Origin of the sequence: Paenibacillus sp. FSL P2-0173 (assembly GCF_038008045.1) — a bacterium.
In the GTDB taxonomy this organism is placed as follows: Bacteria; Bacillota; Bacilli; order Paenibacillales; family Paenibacillaceae; genus Paenibacillus; species Paenibacillus polymyxa_B.
Window position 1 is genome coordinate 659,221 of sequence record NZ_JBBOYK010000001.1, and the last position, 15,697, is coordinate 674,917.

Sequence of the window (15,697 nt, forward strand, 5' to 3'; positions counted from 1 at the left end):
GTCTTTAAGCTCTACGTTCCTTATCTTTTCTGATAAGAGACGTTTTCATACGTTTCTTGCCTTCCCTGCACACATCAAGTAACGGACATACCTGACATTGAGGATTTTGAGCTTTACAATGGTAGCGTCCGAAAAAAATAAGCCTGTGGTGGGTCAAAGACCATTCATCCCTAGGTACCCTCTTCATCAGCTTTTTTTCCACCTCAAGCACTGAATCATCCCACCCTGCAAAACCGAGCCGTTTGGAAATACGCTCTACATGCGTATCTACCGCAATAGCTGGTACATTAAAAGCAGTAGATACTACGACGTTAGCCGTCTTACGGCCAACACCCGGTAGCTTAACCAGTTGATCGTGCTCCGAAGGTATCTCTCCCCCGTACTGGTCTATTAAAATACGACAGAGGTTATGAATATGCTTGGCCTTGTTTCGGTACAAGCCGATTCTGCGAATATCCTGCTCCAGTTCCTCAAGAGGAACAGCCAAATAATCCTCAGGTGACTTGTATTTTTGAAACAGGTCTGCCGTTACTTTATTGACCATCTGATCGGAGCATTGAGCAGACAATAACACGGCGATCGTTAATTCAAAAGCATTGTCATGGTTCAACTCACAATGGGCATCCGGAAACATCGTACCGATGGTGTCCAATATATGACGTGCGGTTGCTGCATTCACGGAAATCCTACCTCCTACCAAAAAAAACGTCTTGATACGGGATAGCCCGCATCAAGACGGTCACTCTAAATAATCATCCGGAAAGAAACGAATACTATTTGTGCATGACTGCCTGCATAGGCGAGAAATACACTCCTATATTATCATTATCTGTCACAGATTGCACGTGAAAAGTGTGTAAATCTCCAAGAAATTTTCATACCGTCTGATCGGTTAGCGGCTCATGGGATGATCCAAATCTACATGTCCCATTAAGGACTCTAAAGATTGACCATCTACGAGCAAATCCAGCGTTTTGACTTCCTTGAATTGGAACATCGTTTTCTTCAAGGCATCGATAGCTAATTCCTCGCCGCCAGCTCCCAATCGAGCCTCGTCCGGCAGAGAAATATCAAAAGTCAATGCACCGTTATCTAATTTGATCTTATGCACGGAAATTTTCTCGGACCACAACGGGATAAGAGCAGAATCCCCACTCTTTTGCAGAGCTTCAAACGCTTTTTGCAATTTTTCCAGCTCGCTTGGATAGGTAATTTCCTTTTTCTGTTCTTTCAAGCCGTTCTCTTGTGTATCCGTATAGTACACCGTAATCTGCTGTGTTTGTCGATCTCCTGAATTTTCCGTGTCCGTCTTGGTCTTTGTAGGCTCTGTTGACGGAGATGCAGGTGTTTGACTCGCCCCATTATTTTCAGCAGATTGAGCCGAAGGTTCAGGGGTCGTCTGTTCAGGTGTACTATTTTGTGCATTCGAAGTTTGTGTTTCCTGAGATGGAGTCGCAGGAGCCGTTGTTTGCTTAGAGGCACACCCTGCACCTGCAATGGCAAACAGTGCCAGCAGACCTGCAATTACGATTTTCTTGTTCATATGTCCCCCTCCTTGCTTGACGTTGACAAGCGATTTGTTGAAGATCTATTTTACGTCGAGATACTCTGTGATTCCATCTGCAATCCCTTGAGCTACCCGGTTTTGAAAATCTTCATCAAACAGTGTGGCTTCCTCTTTTGCATTACTCAGATATCCTACTTCAAGCAATACGGCTGGCATAGTCGTTTCCCGAATTACATGGAAATTGCCATAACGAATGCCTCGGTCTGTCAGACCCGTCGCAGGAGCAAAGTACTTATGCATAACGTTAGCGAACGCTTTGCTTGCACTACGCTGGTAATACGTCTCTGTACCGTTGGAAGCTGAGCTACCGCTGCTGTTAGCATGAATGGACACGAACACGTTAGCATTAAGGTTTTCAGCTACTTTTACGCGCTGTTTAAGCTCCAAGAATGTATCATCACTGCGTGTCAGCACAACCTCAAGCTTGGGGTTCTGCTTTAATATGCTTTCTACTTTCAGAGCCATAGCTAAGTTGAAGGTCTTTTCATAATTTTTTCTTGAAACACCAACTGCTCCAGAATCTTTTGCTCCATGGCCAGCATCAATAACAACGACCTTTTTACCATTGCTGTTAGTTGGTGATGTCTGCGTGTCATCCGGCTGTGAGCCATCTGGTAACGTTGCGTCTGGCGTGGTATTCACAGAATCTTTGGAAGCCAGATCGACGATAACACGATTCGAACCATCATTATATGCGGTATAATTCATGGCATGCTTCAAATCAATAACAACGCGCACCGTTGAAGGTTCCTTTTGGAATAAAGCATAACGGATACCGGACACATCCGCTTCATTCTCAATGTCCAGCGAACCATTTAAGTTGCTATCCAGCTTTTGCTGCTCTCCGAAATTGTCAGCAAACGCAGTCGCTGGCAAATCCACCACTACCCGATCAGGGCCTGCCATCGTAAACGCTTTCGGCTTGACGGCACTGGCTGTTGTGATGGTTAAACGGTTTTGGCTGAAACTAACTCCCTGCACCTGTGTAACACCTGAGTTCGCATTATTCGTTGGTGCAGTAACACTACCAGTACCTGTACTGTTATTTCCGGACTTGGGAGGTGTAAATTCCCCGTTTCCAGACCCGCTACTGCGGGTATATAATTTTACGGACTTGGAGCCGCTGTCCCATTTTACGTCCAGTCCCATTTGCTCGCCGATAAAACGAAGCGGTACAAGGGCATAATTGGAACGCAGCAGAGGCGAAGCATCCAGACTAATGTCGCTTCCATTGACAGTCGCCGTCTTACTTCCGATTATCATTCGGATCGAGGTACTGTCTTTCTCAATCGTTATGGTTCGCGCCTGCTGCTTCCATGTCACGTCATATCCCAAATTTTCAGAAATTACGCGTAGCGGGACCATTGTACTTCCGCCAATTACTTGTGCCTTAGCACCACTAGGGACACTTAACTGTTGATCGTCGAGATAGATTTGTGTTCCACTCGAAGCCGCATGTCCATAACCCGGAACCGCCCACATGAAGACAAATAATAACAACAAAAAACCAAATTTCTTCATTCGTCACCCTTCCATTCATAATTTTTTTGCCACATGCTCCGGTGCGGCGACCTGATATACGCGCTTATGTAATATCAGACAACCTTATAGACGTTATCTCACACCAAAAGTTGCGAATATATTCCATCATAACAGAAATATACGTGCCAAAGAACTATTTTTGTCGAATTTTGACTAAAAATATAGATCATTCGCTTTCCGTCAAAAGTCACAGCCAAAAAAACTAAAAAAGCTACTTTTCACCCCATGAATTTTCATTAAAAGGTGGAAAGTAGCTTTTATTGTAAACATCCTTAGTTAAGTGATTCAGTTGCTCCTGTGCCTGTTCCAAGATACTCCTTCAACCCATCGACAATACCTTCGGCGATCTTTTCCTGTGTTTCTTCTGTGAACATGGCTGCTTCATTTGATAGATTACTAAGGTAGCCACATTCCAGCAATACAGCGGGCATTTGTGATTTTCTCGTCACCACATGGTTTGCCACCCTGATGCCATTATCCTTAAATCCGGTAGCCGCTACAAGATATTTATGCATCGCCTTTGCCAGTGCCAAACTGTCCTGGCGTGCATAATAGGTTTCAGAGCCATTGGTTTTTCCTTTATCTGAAGCTAGCATACTATTACCATGAATGGATACAAACACGCTTGCCTGTTGACTATTAGCCAGTTGTGGTCGTTCATCCAGCGTGGGATACGTATCTCCATTGCGAGTCAATACGATTTGAATGTCAGGATCATTTTGTAGAAGCTGCTCGACCTTTAACGCTACCGCCAATGTAAATTCCTTTTCATGTCGCCCAGTCACACTACCTGCCCCAGGGTCCTTGCCACCATGTCCGGGATCAATGACGACGATTCGCCGTCCTTCGACATTCGTTGGTGTTACCACTACCGGATTCACACTACGCTCACGCAATTGAAGGGTGATATCGCCTAGGCCATTGGTTGAAAGATCGTAATCACGTGCTTGATTTAAAGCAATGACAATGCGTACACCCCCATTTTGTCCATCTGTGGGAGCAAATCTAATTTCCTGCACATCCTCGCCGTCACTATTCGTCAACGCCCGCGTGCCATCGGTGCGAATCGGGAACGGTTGAAGAAAATCAGTCGCCAGTGAAGCCCCGGGTAAATCTACAACAATACGATCATTCCCCGTCATTTTGGATACTTTAGGGGTAACATCTTTGTTCAGAGAAATCTTTAACGTTTCACCCTCAAAAGTAATATTTTGTACAAGCAACGCATTTGCTGTGGTCTGTTCTGTATTTTGCTGCTTGGCTGGTGAAGATGCGGCTTCAGTATGCTTGTCTGCTTCAACTGGATTTATTGTCGTCGCTGTTGCTGAAGACGTTTTATTGGTGCTTGTTGTACTCTGTGTTGACGTTTGCGACGATGGTTGGGATTGAGACTGTTTACTCGCTTGTTGAGTTACAGCCTTTTGACTGAGATTTACGGATTTACTTTTATTATTCCAATCTACTTTTAGCCCCATTTGCTCCCCAACAAAACGCAATGGGACCATGGTCGAGCTTCCCCGAAGCACAGGAGGTGCATCCAGACTAACTGTTTTTCCATTCACATCAGCCGATGTACGGCCTACATACATGGACATATCGGTACTATTTTTTTGAATTGAGATTTTATAGGATTGTGGTTCCCACTTGAATTGATATCCAAGCTGCTCCCCAACCACCCTTAGCGGTACCATGATTTTTCCATTGACCATTTCAGGCTTGGCATCTGCAGGCGCTTCCACCCTTTTGCCATCTAAAAACAAATCTGCTCCAGCCGCATTCGCATGAGGGGAGGACGGCCACAACCAAATCAAGATAGCCGCTAGTATCACCCAACCATATTTCTTCATTCTCATTCCCCTAACTTATATATGTATTTTTTGGTATTTCTCACAGACACAGTCCTTCAATCATTTTACATTTACAATACCATGCTGAGTCGAACCGTCAACCCCTTATTTTCCAATTTATTTTTTGAGCATGATAAAAGCCCGCAGGCAAAAGTAATGCCAGTACGGGCTTTCTGTCTAACAAATGAGCTAGCTATATGACTACGTATTGAAACTGAACTGGGAATTAACCCTATGCGCCTTGTTTCGCAGCACGTTTTTGTTCATAAGCCAGAATTTCAGATTCATGCTGGAGTGTCAGGCCAATATCGTCCAAGCCTTGCAGCAGGAACTGGCGGCGATGTTCATCCAAATCGAATTCAATTTTCAGACCATAATCGTCAGTGATCGTTTTATCATTCAGGTCGATGTTTAATTGGTAGTTATCATGCTGCGCCGTGCGCTGAAACAATTCCTCTACTTGCTCTTCAGACAGCTTGATCGGCAATATACCGTTTTTAAAACAGTTATTATAGAAGATATCCGCATAAGACGGAGCAATTACGCAACGAAACCCATAGTCCATAATCGCCCACGGCGCATGCTCACGTGAGGAGCCACAGCCAAAGTTAGCGCGAGAGATCAGCACAGACGCCCCTGCATAACGAGGCTTGTTCGGTTCAAATTCAGGATTGATATTGCCCGCTTCATCAAACCGCCACTCGTAGAACAGAAACTGTCCAAAGCCCGTACGTTCAATTCGTTTCAAAAACTGCTTAGGAATAATAGCATCTGTATCCACGTTCACCCGATCCACAGGTGCTACAATTCCTTTTAATGTTGTGAAAGCTTCCATCGTAATTCCTCCTCTGTATCCTAGCGGACTACTTCTTCCTGCTTGAATTTCCAATCCCGTACATCAACAAAATGTCCATGAATCGCCGCAGCGGCTGCCATTGCTGGAGATACCAGATGAGTCCGTCCTCCGCGTCCCTGACGACCTTCAAAGTTACGATTAGAAGTCGATGCACAACGCTGTCCCGGTTGCAGTACGTCTGGATTCATCGCAAGACACATACTGCATCCCGCTTCACGCCACTCAAATCCTGCTTCTGTAAAAATGACGTCCAGCCCTTCTTCTTCAGCCTGAATTTTCACACGCCCCGAACCTGGTACGACGATGGCCGTTACTTTGTCAGAAACCTTGTAACCTTTGGCAACCTCAGCGGCTGCACGCAAATCTTCAATCCGCCCATTGGTGCAGGAGCCGATAAACACATAATCAATCGCAATATCCGTAATCGGAGTACCTGGCTTCAAATCCATATATTCAAGCGCTTTTTCAGCTGCTTTACGTTCGTTTTCGGTTGGCAGTTCTGCCGGAATCGGTACAGTTGAGGAAATATCTGTACCCATCCCCGGGCTGGTGCCCCAGGTTACTTGCGGAATCAAAGCATCTACGTCAAACTCCAGCACGACATCAAACTCAGCGCCTTCATCTGTGACAAGCTCTTTCCACTCAGCAACCGCTTGCTCGAAAGCAGCTCCTTGTGCTACATGTTGACGTCCACGCAAGTAATTGAAGGTGGTTTCGTCCGGTGCAATCATTCCTGCTCTGGCTCCGCCTTCAATGGACATGTTACACACAGTCATGCGCTCTTCCATGCTCAATTCGCGGATAGATTCACCTGTGTACTCAATAACATAACCTGTGGCGAAATCTGTACCGTATTTGGCAATGACACCCAAAATCATGTCCTTTGCTGTCACACCAGGTTTGCGGCGGCCTACAAAGCGAACTTCCATCGTTTTGGCTTTAGCTTGCTGGAGACATTGTGTTGCCATTACGTGCTCTACCTCACTGGTTCCGATACCAAAAGCGAGTGCTCCGAACGCCCCGTGTGTGGAGGTATGGCTATCACCACAAACAATCGTTTTGCCCGGATGAGTCAGACCAAGTTCAGGCCCCATAACGTGAACGACACCTTGATCCACCGTATCCAGATCATACAGTGTAACACCGAAATCACGGCAATTTTGAGTTAATGTATCAATCTGCTGCTTGGAAATCGGGTCCGTAATATTGTAACGGTCCTTAGTCGGCACGTTATGATCCATCGTTGCAAACGTAAGCTCTGGACGACGCACCTGACGACCGCTAAGACGTAATCCTTCAAACGCCTGCGGCGATGTTACCTCATGTACGAGGTGAAGATCAATGTACAAAATACTCGGCTTTCCCGCTTCCTGATAGATGACATGGTTATCCCAAATTTTCTCGAACATGGTCTTTTTACTCATCATTATTCACCCCTGTGTTTTTCGAACCTAGTGGAGAGAAGCTAACGGCTCTCTCTTGAATGTCAATAATATACCACGGGATGTTTGATTGGTCTAAGATATGATATCTATAGAAGTGATAGGTTAAGGCTATAAGGATGGATACTATGAACTCTGTCGCCTTTTCTAAGGTACTGCCAGTTATTACATTAAGGATTTGTTTGAATATTCATACTGCGAAAGCTGAGTCAATTATATATTCTCAGATAATGTTGACAATATAAGGAATAAACTTGTACAATTAGGAAAATATTTTGTTTGGATTCCATTCTTCGTTGGTAACAAGGATATTGGAAATCGTAATAAGAATCATCTTAGCGATTGCTATAATGGTTCTTTTTTTCCTCTACTTTTGCAAAACTGTTCGTATTTGATTTTGTTAGCTCTCAATAACTATATAAAGTATAAAACGAAATATAGTTATATAATTTGATATAAATTACAGGCAATTAACAACGGAGCAAGAATTTTATGAATATCATCATGATGCGTTTTGTTGCAACAAATAGAAAACTGACTACGAGATTCAGCCGAAGATAACATTCACATCCTAAAAGGGAGTTGGAATGATGAAACAAAATGGAATATCCGTTGAAAACTACACTCCAATTTTGATTGTCGGTACGGGGATTTCAGGGCTTACTGCTGCTTATTATTTGTCGAAAAATAATATTAAGTACACGATTGTAACAAAAAAGAATGCACCCAAACAAAGCAACTCCTTTCTTTCAGCCGCAAATACTCGGGTTCCATCAGAGAATGAAGTTAACAATATTATTAATCTTACTATTGATAAATGTGGAGCAGATCGATCAGTAATTGAAGCGCTATATAGGAATTCCAACATAATTATAAATTTCTTCAAAGAATTAGGAATTCCTTATGAGAAAACATCCTTTGGTATCATGCCTGAATGTTTGATTAAATCACATGGGGGAAAGAAATTAATCAATTGTTTGTTACAACATATTGAACAACCGATGTGTAATAAAATTTTGATTCATTTGGAAAAGTACGATCAAGGAATTATCGCAATATTTTATGACACACAATCAGATCAATTTATCAGAATATTTACAAATTATTTGGTATTAGCTACGGGAGGATATGCAGGACAATTCTGTTTCAATGATAATTCGCCGGGTTCAACTGGTGAAACGCTTATCTTAGCTAAAAAAATAGGTGCAAGATTAAAGGGAATGTCTACAGTAATGTGTCATCCTTGGTCTATATATAACGGAAGGCAAATTTTATTGGGCGGGGTTGTATCTTTGAGTCAAGGGAAAATAATAGATGAGGATGGAGTTCAATTATTAAAAGATAAGTATATTTGTGATGCAATTGCTCGAGATGATTACCACGAAATGATTGATGAGATTTTAAAATTCCAACTTGAATGTATCAAACAAAAAAAAGACATGTACTTGGATATGAGCCATGCTGATGAAAATGTTTTAAATGAAAAATTCAAAAAATATGGATTTAGTCCTAAGGTAGTTAAAAATAAAAGAATTAAAATTACACCAACGATGCACTATTCTTCAGGAGGAATCGAAATCAATGCTAATGCTGAGGCTATAAACTTGAATCGTGTTTTTGCTACTGGAGAAGCTCAATTTAATGGTGATCTTGGTATAGGAAGAATCCCTGGGCAAGCATTCGCATCGGGGATCGTTTTTGGTAAATTAATTGCGGACAAAATAGCTAATGAAGGTGTTTTCAATACTCAATATCAAACTTCATTTAAAGATCCACCTGAAACGATGCATCTGTATTCAAAAGAAAATAATGACTTTCCGATTGAAGAGTTTCAGAAAAAGTTGTCAACTCTGATGATGGATTTGATCGCTTCCAATCCACCTGTGGTTTCTCTTTCATTCCTTAGAAAAAAAATACAAGAAAGTCAAAACATCATATTAAGTAGAGCAAGAGGATCAGGAAAACGATACGAGGATATTTTAACATTGTCTTTTGGATATTTTGTTGCAATGGAAATTATAGAAGATCTTGAAGCAAAGTCAGGCTTGTTGAGTATCCAAAAATAGGATAAAAAGAGTCGCCTTTTTGGCTAATGGAAAGTACCACCCAACCATTCCAAAAAGAGGCGACCCTCATGGATTAGCCTAGGGCCGAACGGCGAACCTTATAGATTCCTCGGGAACTAATGTGGCTATGCTCAAGAAATTAAATTCAACACGCTTTAGTCATTATGACCAAAAGGATAAAAAGCACAGGGCTAAACAGCAATTCGAAAAAATGCCGGTGGGAGCTTAAGAATCTTTATAAATGAATTAATTTTAAGATGATTACCAGCAAAATGAACAATGCCAATACAGCAGCTATCGATGTCCAAACTCTTCCGGTGATTCCCTCGTAGTCTCTTTTCATTTCCCCCACACGTAACGCCTCCTTTACTTTAGGGTACTATACTCCATAGGCTATGCGAGGTCTTGGTTAAAGGAAGGGCTTCTTAACAAAAAAAAGCTCCGCCGACCAATTAAGGTCAGCTGAGCTTTTTGATTTATTTAGAGTATTCACTTACATCGAACGTAAGGATACGATCAAACAGCATGTAGTCCTTGCGGCTGCTGAATGGGCCTTTATTGTTATCGTGCTTATTGATTGCGTATGAAGCTGATCCAGAACCAGCCTGTTTGTTTTCGTACCACGAGATAAAGTCATTAACCTCTTTCATGCTTAGGTCAAACTCTTTTTCCAAGCCTGTTGTCATAGTGACCACCAATATTGCACGATCTCCAGTAGTTGGCTCTGGATCAGGTTGACTGCCTCCTCCTCCTAGTGGAGTTGCTGAAGCTTCATTGGAGTATTCTGAATCCACACCATTTACTTTAGCACTCACAACAAAGTAGTATTTCGTTCCATTGGTCAGACTTGGAATGATGAAGTTTCCATAGGCATCTTTTGTTGCTGTAGCAGTTTCAGTGTATTTACCTGACTCCGTTCCGTATTTAACTGTATAGCTTTCTGCATTCTCTATTTGATCCCATTTTAAAGTAACCTTGCCGTCTCCAGCTTTTGCTGTAAGATTAGCGGCAGTATTAACATCTACTAATTTACCATTTTTATCAATATCAATTGCATCCAAATCATAGTGACCCCCGGTAAGCTGTGGTACAGTAATTGTTACATTATGTCTTCCTTCTGGTAGTCCTGTTTTTTCATATGATAGATTTTGTCTTAAAAGCGTTCCATTTTGAGAAAATACTTCATCAATATTATCTATTGTAATTTGCACATTAGTTGGTCTATCTAGGTATCTTGTACCAATCAGTCTCAGTTTTGTTCCATAGAATGAGAACTTAATCTGCGCTCCCGATTGGGTCGTATATTTTGAAGTGCTGTATAACAGATACTACGGTAATACATTCTTTAGAATGTGTCTAAACATAAACTTGCTAATCTATAAATATAATCAATATATTTGCATATTTATTTTTTATTGGGTATTAAAAAGGACTCATGCCAGCTTCTATACTGGTTGAGTCCTTGTTTTTTTTACAATAAACCTCACTTTAGTCCCGATCTTCATACTCATCTAACTGATGACTTACCCATGATCCTGCTCCCCGGTTATCACTAGGCTTTATGTATCTGATATCAGCACCTGCGCCACCTTCTGCACACATTGCCATTGGCGATTCATCGCGATCATATCCCTTTTTCGTCGGATAGCCCTTGAGCGATTCCTTCCTGTTTTCTTCGGCTCCATCCCGATCAATTGTACACACCGCAGAATGTCCGGCTGCTATTGCATCCCCTGTTTCTGGATAACGTGAGCTTGGGAACTCCAGCGTATACCCAACTGCTGCTTGTTGGTTGATTGCTGCCGGTTCAGCATAAACACCCTGTACGGAAAAGATAGCTGCCAGTAACAATACGATTAATCCTTTTGCGATTCCTTTTATCATACGACCCTCCATAGTATTTAATCTTCTCAATACTATATTGGGAGACATGTCGAAGTATCGCGTATATTGTCACATAATAAAAAGGACTCATACCAGTTTTCGGGCAGAGCTCATTACTCCAGAAATTAAAAACCACATTTAAACTTATTTTTGAATATATAGACATTAATGTTTAGACTCCCTTTTTCAATTTTGTATGATTACTGAGCAAATAAACAAAAAGGGGATTTATACATGAAAAGAAAGCTCAATTTAATTTTATGCTTCACTTTACTTATTACTATTTTCCTCCCATTGTCATCAGTGAGTGCCTATACGGGAGGTTATGCCAACGGAAAAAGTGTTGATGCAATGATACCTGACATATATTTTATAGGAAGACCCCATGCAAGCAAAGCAAGTACAACACTTATAACAGATAACAATGAAGAAACAAACTATTTACTTCCTAAAGATAAGATGGTTATGATTGATTTAGGTACAGATAGAACTATTGATTCTTACAAGCTTAAAAGTGATTCTAAAAATTTAAGAAATAGTTTCTACGACCGAGACACAGGTTATATAGGCATATTTGAAACCAACGTAGGAAATGGAGAACTGAAGAAGCTTCCAAATGAAAAAAAAGTAGAACGCGTTAGATTCGTCACTCTTTATTCACTTAGTGGTGAAGACATAAATATAAGCGAACTTGACTTTTTCAACAGTAAAGATACAGTACCAGCACCGGAACCTTCTCCAACACCAGATCCTAAACCGACACCTGAACCAACACCGACGCCAAATCCAACACCAAGTCCTGAGCCTAATCCGTCTGAACCTACTGAGCCGACCGAACCAGCACAACCAACTGGCGACCGAGCTATTCTGACTGTAACAATGGACAATGGATTTGATAAGGAATTCGATCTAAGTAAAAAAGAACTCAGTGCATTCATTGCTTGGTATGACGCTAAAGATGCTGGTAGAGGCCCTTCATTCTTTGCTATCGATAAACACAATAACAACAAAGGTCCATTCAGCAACCGTAAGGACTATGTAATATTCAATAAAATACTCACATTTGAAGTAAGCGAGTATTCAACAAAATAATAAACAACAAAGGACTTCATACTGGTTACATACCAGCGGAGTCCTTTTTCACATCTACTCTAAATTCAAATTGATTCGGAAGAAATAAGATTCGTTAATCGGAATCGATTCAGGTAAAAACTTCTCTACGGGGCCTCTATATAATCTAAAGTGTCATTTATGTTCTTCATTCGGTTGTTTTAGAACAAGTAAGAGTTTTTTAATCTCAATCAGTTCGCCTTCGATCCGATGAAGGTGGCTCTGCATATCGTCAATCTCTTGTTCGGCTTTGTAGTTGATCGCGAAGTCAATGATCGATTCATGCTTATCCCTTGCAGCTTGGCGGTTCTGACTCATCATAATGACCGGAGCCTGAAATGCTGCAATAAAGGACAAACACAAGTTCAACAAGATAAATGGAGGTTCATCGAAATGAAAGCGAGTAAACGGCAAGCTGTTCAAGAGTATCCAGAGGGTCAGAAAGATAGCGAAATAAGTAATAAATCTCCAGCTACCGCCGAATGATGCAATCCGATCTGCAAGACGATCTTGCCAGCTTGTCGTTCTTTGGTACGCTTCATCTAAATGAGAAAGAATGCTATTCTCGTAACTATCGACTAGCCGATCAATACGACGGGTATTTTCCTGATTCAATTCAATATCAAAGCCTTGAATATGAGCAGCACTTTTATTTTGCTGTTTTTTTTGAAAAAAATTCATTTTTGACATGTCAACTGCCTCCTTGTTTTAAGGCAGTCGGGCCCAATACTAACCCGTAGGGGAGGAATAGCAACCATACTCAATTATGGTATCTAGTTTTAACCCGACTGCCAATAGACTCCCTGGTTCTGGATCCGGTTCAGACGAACTTCGACTACTCATTGAATGGTTCAACCCCTCTCCCCTTAACATGTTGTGGGCTCCATATTTTACTGATCACACTGGAACCAAATCATTGCCAATACTACAACATTGAAATAAAAACGCCCCTCAGCTAACTGAAGGGCGTCGTTCTGCATGCAGGATAAAGCATACAAATATCCGATTCCCCCAAGTCGAGCTTTAGCACTATACGACGTAAAAGAACCAAAGTTCTTTAGCCACATTAAGAAGAGCCTTAATCCGGCAATTCCTGTTATACCCATTGGCATCTTTCGATGTTTCCGGGCAGTGGCTTATGTTCATATAGGAGCCTCACCTAACGAGGACATCAATATTTCCTTAGCAAGCATACTGCTGTCTAAATGTGCTGTCAAACCCAAATATATTTGCTATATTCCACATGTGTTTGTGCCTGGTGACAGCGACGCTGGCACTCCCCCTTATAACGCAAAAATAATAAGTCGTGGGGCCGCAGTTGCGGCAAACAGATGGTCTAAAACTTACATCATATCATCACCCAACGGTTTTACTACATATACTCTTACCTGGCTTAATGCAGCAGCAAATAGTTCTATATCCGACTTTAACACTTTATATGTATGGTTCAAGCTGATCACCTCAGATAGTTATTCTGCCGTGTGTGGTAATTCCTGCACTAAAGAAAGCTCTGCCGACCATCAGGTTAGCAGAGCTTTTTCTTTAAAATCCTCCAATGGTAACGTTAGGCTGAATACTATGGTGGTGGTTAAAGGCTTGGTCCGGCATAGTAACAATAAACAAAAAGCTAGCCGCGATGACTAAAAATACCATTTTTTTGAACATTGTTTTCCCACACCCTTTCAATAAAATTGAAATACTCAGCTTTAGTTTCAGGAACTGCATGGGCTTGAAAACGAACAAACAACCCCATACAGTTTATAAAGTAAGTTTCATTATTTATTATATGTGACTTTACCATTGCATTCATCAAATATTTAAAGCCATCAATGTACTTCCCTCGGTATAAATAATAAAAACCTAATTCGTAACCAAACCACGCGATATAATCCGGTATCACTTGTCGGGTATACATATCATCTGATGATGGTTGCTGTGAAAAAGTCGCAATTAGCGTTTCAAATCGTTTGAGTATATTGTCTACATCTATGCTAAACTGGTTTGCTGCGATTATAACATTCAGCAGTTTTGAAAGCTTTTCATTCTCGTTAGCGGCTGATGTTGTAGCAATATATTCAACATAATCGTTCAGCAGGCTTATTTCTCCTGACAACAGCTTATATACGTAAGTATTTCCTACCGCCCACTGACTGAACAGGTTTACCCAGTGTTTTGTATCCTCGTCATCCTCTTTAACCCAGTCTAAATCCGCATAGGCGTATGTATATTGTAGAGCTTGTTGATAATCGCCTTGGGCTTCACAAACACTAGCACACAACAAATCGGCGTAAGCAATGTATCCAAATAACGGATTTCTGGTTTCCTTTTCATGCTCCCTGTTCTTTCGATTCTTCTGCTGATGCTTTATGGAATATTGTACTTCAGCTTTCCCTCTCATTTGCCTTGCCATTTCCTCAACCTTGTCCCACTTACGCAAAGACCTGTACACATTAGCCAAATCCTTTAACGCATCAAGTTGTTCTAAATCATCTAGGCGCTCGACATAAGGCTCAAATAGTATAGCTGCCTTGTGGTTGCGGCTTTGGTCGTCACCAATCTGAATCGTGAATATACGATATTGACAGACTGCCAATCGTTCTGAATGTTGATATTTCTCCGCTTCAGCTACCCCCTCATAGAGCAGCAATGCAGCCGCATGTCTTCCCTGCGCCAACAATTCTTCTGCAATTTCAAATAGCTTGGGTGAATACAGTAGATTGTCCATGATGGCTCCCACCACTCGACGGATTGCATCCAACTTGTCCAACTCCGCACAGCGAAACAAAAATGGCTCGATTCGTCTCATATTCGGAGGATGGTCGATGATGTAGTTTTCTATGAACAAGACATAAAAGTGACCTTCCGGTAACCCCATAGCCTCGGTAATGCGATCTATCTGGTTAACAGACATAGATTTATTGCCTGACACTATGCTACTTACTATCCCCCTATTCATGCCCGCTATATGCCCAAACTCCATCATGCTCAAACCTTCTTGTTTTAGATATTGTTCCAATTCTGCTCTAATCGTGGGTGTAACTTTCATAGATAAACCACCCTCCATACAGAAGTACCAATATTTATATATTATTGCATTCTATTGTTGTCCATAATTTAACAGTTGTCAATAATTTTTATTTATTTGCATCGAATGTCGAAGTATATAAAATAAGCAGTTCCAAAGAGTCACTCTGCATTGAAGTCAAATAACCCTGCCACTGTTACCGGTGAGACTTATGTTAATGGAAATATAATCCTTCAAAAAGCAGACACTTACATTGATCTGACTGTACAAAAGTACGGAGGGTTACTTGCTGAGTGGGACTACAAATGATTGGTGATATTATGCTACTCTATAAATAAGCAAATAATTTAATCAAGAG

General features: G+C 41.4%; 11 protein-coding genes, 1 pseudogene and 1 riboswitch. Of the genes and pseudogenes, 2 read left to right on the forward strand and 10 right to left on the reverse strand.

Annotated elements, in window-relative coordinates; all coding sequences use genetic code 11:
* Positions 1–4 precede the first annotated feature (4 nt).
* The 6 genes from nth to leuC all read right to left on the reverse strand — a co-directional run bounded on the left by nth (position 5) and on the right by leuC (position 7,236).
* Positions 5–679, reverse strand: coding sequence for an endonuclease III (nth, locus tag MKX30_RS02785; RefSeq protein WP_023989081.1), 675 nt, complete (start codon positions 677–679; stop codon positions 5–7).
* A gap of 213 nt (positions 680–892) precedes the next feature.
* Positions 893–1,543 carry a GerMN domain-containing protein gene (locus MKX30_RS02790; RefSeq protein WP_023989082.1) on the reverse strand — a complete coding sequence of 217 codons (651 nt, stop codon included), beginning with the start codon at positions 1,541–1,543 and terminating at the stop codon, positions 893–895.
* 45 nt (positions 1,544–1,588) lie between these two features.
* Positions 1,589–3,088: an N-acetylmuramoyl-L-alanine amidase family protein gene (locus MKX30_RS02795; protein WP_069079740.1), complete on the reverse strand. Its 1,500-nt coding sequence runs from the start codon at positions 3,086–3,088 to the stop codon at positions 1,589–1,591.
* A 293-nt stretch (positions 3,089–3,381) separates the two neighbouring features.
* On the reverse strand, positions 3,382–4,956 hold the full coding sequence (locus MKX30_RS02800; RefSeq protein WP_075154373.1) for an N-acetylmuramoyl-L-alanine amidase: 1,575 nt from the start codon (positions 4,954–4,956) through the stop codon (positions 3,382–3,384).
* Positions 4,957–5,188: 232 nt separating this feature from the next.
* Entirely contained in the window at positions 5,189–5,791 is a 603-nt protein-coding gene (gene leuD, locus MKX30_RS02805) for a 3-isopropylmalate dehydratase small subunit (RefSeq protein ID WP_013310633.1), read from the reverse strand.
* A gap of 20 nt (positions 5,792–5,811) precedes the next feature.
* Positions 5,812–7,236: a 3-isopropylmalate dehydratase large subunit gene (gene leuC / locus MKX30_RS02810; protein WP_013310634.1), complete on the reverse strand. Its 1,425-nt coding sequence runs from the start codon at positions 7,234–7,236 to the stop codon at positions 5,812–5,814.
* A gap of 605 nt (positions 7,237–7,841) precedes the next feature.
* Here leuC and MKX30_RS02815 point away from each other — a divergent pair.
* Entirely contained in the window at positions 7,842–9,320 is a 1,479-nt protein-coding gene (locus MKX30_RS02815; RefSeq protein WP_226887761.1) for an FAD-binding protein, read from the forward strand.
* Positions 9,321–9,796: 476 nt separating this feature from the next.
* On the opposite strand, the gene MKX30_RS02825 is transcribed toward MKX30_RS02815, so the two are convergent.
* Complete coding sequence (locus tag MKX30_RS02825; protein ID WP_226887760.1) at positions 9,797–10,531, reverse strand: fibronectin type III domain-containing protein; 735 nt, start codon at positions 10,529–10,531, stop codon at positions 9,797–9,799.
* 234 nt (positions 10,532–10,765) lie between these two features.
* Positions 10,766–11,204 (reverse strand): annotated as a pseudogene (locus MKX30_RS02830) (NucA/NucB deoxyribonuclease domain-containing protein).
* 234 nt (positions 11,205–11,438) lie between these two features.
* On the opposite strand from MKX30_RS02830, the gene MKX30_RS02835 reads away from it, so the two are divergent.
* Positions 11,439–12,296 (forward strand): hypothetical protein, encoded by an 858-nt coding sequence (locus tag MKX30_RS02835; RefSeq protein WP_254347433.1) that lies wholly within the window; start codon positions 11,439–11,441, stop codon positions 12,294–12,296.
* A 153-nt stretch (positions 12,297–12,449) separates the two neighbouring features.
* Here the strand turns inward: MKX30_RS02835 and MKX30_RS02840 are convergent, their stop codons facing one another.
* Both MKX30_RS02840 and MKX30_RS02845 read right to left on the reverse strand, forming a co-directional pair.
* Positions 12,450–13,004, reverse strand: coding sequence for a DUF1003 domain-containing protein (locus MKX30_RS02840; protein WP_049828342.1), 555 nt, complete (start codon positions 13,002–13,004; stop codon positions 12,450–12,452).
* A 311-nt stretch (positions 13,005–13,315) separates the two neighbouring features.
* Positions 13,316–13,488: riboswitch (M-box (ykoK) riboswitch) on the reverse strand.
* A gap of 453 nt (positions 13,489–13,941) precedes the next feature.
* Positions 13,942–15,360, reverse strand: coding sequence for a helix-turn-helix domain-containing protein (locus MKX30_RS02845; protein ID WP_068941642.1), 1,419 nt, complete (start codon positions 15,358–15,360; stop codon positions 13,942–13,944).
* Between the last annotated feature and the right edge of the window lie 337 nt (positions 15,361–15,697).

Bases quoted from the DNA above. Each gene is read 5' to 3' on its own strand.
- MKX30_RS02800 (WP_075154373.1), bottom strand. From the start codon at position 4,956: ATGAAGAAATATGGTTGGGTGATACTAGCGGCTATCTTGATTTGGTTG.
- leuD (WP_013310633.1), bottom strand. From the start codon at position 5,791: ATGGAAGCTTTCACAACATTAAAAGGAATTGTAGCACCTGTGGATCGG.
- MKX30_RS02835 (WP_254347433.1), top strand. From the start codon at position 11,439: ATGAAAAGAAAGCTCAATTTAATTTTATGCTTCACTTTACTTATTACT.
- MKX30_RS02790 (WP_023989082.1), bottom strand. From the start codon at position 1,543: ATGAACAAGAAAATCGTAATTGCAGGTCTGCTGGCACTGTTTGCCATT.
- MKX30_RS02845 (WP_068941642.1), bottom strand. From the start codon at position 15,360: ATGAAAGTTACACCCACGATTAGAGCAGAATTGGAACAATATCTAAAA.
- leuC (WP_013310634.1), bottom strand. From the start codon at position 7,236: ATGAGTAAAAAGACCATGTTCGAGAAAATTTGGGATAACCATGTCATC.
- MKX30_RS02815 (WP_226887761.1), top strand. From the start codon at position 7,842: ATGATGAAACAAAATGGAATATCCGTTGAAAACTACACTCCAATTTTG.
- MKX30_RS02795 (WP_069079740.1), bottom strand. From the start codon at position 3,088: ATGAAGAAATTTGGTTTTTTGTTGTTATTATTTGTCTTCATGTGGGCG.
- MKX30_RS02840 (WP_049828342.1), bottom strand. From the start codon at position 13,004: ATGTCAAAAATGAATTTTTTTCAAAAAAAACAGCAAAATAAAAGTGCT.